A 2,263-nucleotide genomic window follows, 5' to 3' on the forward strand; every position below is an offset into this window, starting at 1 on the left:
CCAGATATACGGGCAGAAATCGGAGCGGTCGGCGCGTCTTCTCGAGCAATTGGCGCTCATGTTCGAAGAGCTGGAAGCGAGCGCGACGGAAGACGAGATCGCCGCGGAACAGGCGGTCGCGAAAACGACGGCGGTCGCCGGCTTCACGCGCAAACGGCCGGATCGCAATACATTCCCGGAACATCTACCGCGCGAGCGCGTCATGATCGAGACGCCGACGAGCTGCGCCTGCTGTGGCGGCCAGCGCCTGCGCAAGCTCGGCGAAGACGTGACGCAGACATTGGAAACGACGCCGCGTCAGTGGAAAGTGATCGAGACCGTGCGGGAGAAGTTCTCCTGCCGGGACTGCGAGAAGATCACGCAGCCGCCCGCGCCATTCCATGTCGTTCCGCGCGGCTGGGCGGGGCCGAGCCTTTTGGCGATGATCGCTTTCGAGAAGTTCGGCCAGCATCAGCCTTTGAACCGTCAGGCGGAGCGTTATGCGCTCGAAGGTGCGCCGATCGCTTTGTCGACCATGGCTGATGCGATCGGCTCCATTTGCGCCGCGCTCGAGCCTCTGCGCCTTCTCATAGAAGAGCATGTTCTCTCTGCCGAGCGCCTGCATGGCGACGATACGATCGTGCCCGTGCTGGCGAAGGGCAAAACCGACACCGGCCGCTGCTGGGTCTATGTGCGCGACGATGCGCCCTTCGGCGGCGCCGGACCGCCCGCTGCGATTTTCTATTACTCGCGTGATCGCAAAGGCGAACATCCGCAGACCCATTTGGCGAACTACTTCGGCATTCTGCAAGCGGACGCCTATGACGGCTACAACAAGCTGTATGCAGCGGAGCGCAAGCCTGGTCCGATTCTCGAAGCGGCGTGTTGGGCGCACGCGCGGCGCCCGTTCTTCGTCATGGCCGATATCGATGCGAACGTTCGTCGTAAGGCGGCGGGAAAAAAGGAGATTCCACTGTCGCCGATCGCCATGGAGATCGTGCGCCGCATCGACGCGCTGTTCGAGATCGAGAGGTCGATCAACAGCAAGAGCGCGCAAGAACGCCTCGCCGTTCGCCGGGCGTCGAGCCGACCTCTCGTCGACGCGCTGGAAAGCTATATGCGCGAACAGCTCGCCAAGCTCTCGCGTGGACATGACCTCGCCAAAGCGATGCAATATATGCTGAAGCGATGGCCGGCCTTCACGCTGTTCCTCGACGACGGGCGCGTTTGCGTGTCGAACAATGCCGCCGAGCGTGGACTGCGCGGAATTGCTCTGGGACGAAAATCATGGCTGTTCTGCGGGTCTGATCGCGGAGGCGAGCGCGCCGCCGCCATGTATGGGCTCATCGTCACAGCGAAGATGAACGGCCTCGATCCGCAGGCCTGGCTCGCCGACGTCCTCGCGCGCATCGCCGCGCATCCGGCGCATCGGCTCGATGAATTGCTGCCGTGGAACTGGAGCCAGAAGGATAAAGCCGCGCCGGCGCTGGCGGCCTGACCATGCACGTCAACAAGGTCTCTCACGTCACGACCATCGATCGCATCGCTGCGCAGCTCGGCGAAAGCGTCGACTTCCTCCATGACGTCGCCAATGAAATGGAGCCCGAGGATGGCGTGATCTGGGTCTATGGCCTCGGCGACCTCGAGATCCTGGCCTTCACCGACTTCGGTGTCGAGAACCTCGTCGAGCTCATCAAAATCCACAAAGAGATGAAGTCGCACCTTGAGCGCTGACGCGAGGATCCTGCGTCCACGATGAGCGCTTGCTTTACGATTGCCTGTTCGGCAATTGCAGCAATCTCGCGAGCGCCTCGGAATCCATGTCGGGATCGACGCTGAAGCCGAGATATGATTTGGCGGCGTCCACGAAGAGTCCTTCGTGCTCGCCCGCCGCCGAGATTTCGGCGACCAAGTAAGGCACGACGCGGTCGTCGCGCCTGCGAGCCAAGCCATGGAGCGCCTCGGCTCTTACGAAGACGTCAGCGTCATTTACCCGTCGCAGCAGCGCATCCCGAATCTCGGGGCCGTCAATCGAAACGGTCTGGCCGATACTTGTGGCGGCCCAATCTCGCGCCCTTTCATATGGATCGTCCATCAACTCCAGCAGAGCGCCTACCGCCGCATCCGAAGTCGCACCACAGAGGGAGAACGCCACGCCGTGGCGGACGTCGTCGTCAGAATGGTTGCGCAGCCCGATCAGAGCACCCTCGCAACGACGGTTTCCGAGATGGCCAAAGGCGAACACCGTCGCTATCAAGACATCTCTGTCCTGTTCGCGGTGAAT

General features: G+C 62.2%; 3 protein-coding genes. 2 read left to right on the plus strand and 1 reads right to left on the minus strand.

Annotated features, from left to right (window positions below; all coding sequences use genetic code 11):
* Together EDE12_RS21615 and EDE12_RS21620 are read left to right on the plus strand one after the other, a co-directional pair.
* Window positions 1-1,477, plus strand: a 1,477-nt coding sequence (locus EDE12_RS21615) for an IS66 family transposase (protein ID WP_134188312.1), incomplete at its 5' end; no start/stop codon positions are given.
* Window positions 1,478-1,479: 2 nt separating this feature from the next.
* Window positions 1,480-1,713: a hypothetical protein gene (locus EDE12_RS21620; protein WP_026597730.1), complete on the plus strand. Its 234-nt coding sequence runs from the start codon at window positions 1,480-1,482 to the stop codon at window positions 1,711-1,713.
* A gap of 34 nt (window positions 1,714-1,747) precedes the next feature.
* Here the strand turns inward: EDE12_RS21620 and EDE12_RS21625 are convergent.
* Window positions 1,748-2,263 (minus strand): HEAT repeat domain-containing protein (locus EDE12_RS21625; RefSeq protein ID WP_208326075.1); only part of this gene is annotated, 516 nt, incomplete at its 5' end.

The organism is Methylosinus sp. sav-2, assembly GCF_004366495.1.
Taxonomy (GTDB): domain Bacteria; phylum Pseudomonadota; class Alphaproteobacteria; order Rhizobiales; family Beijerinckiaceae; genus Methylosinus.

Bases quoted from the DNA above. Each gene is read 5' to 3' on its own strand.
- EDE12_RS21620 (WP_026597730.1), top strand. From the start codon at position 1,480: ATGCACGTCAACAAGGTCTCTCACGTCACGACCATCGATCGCATCGCT.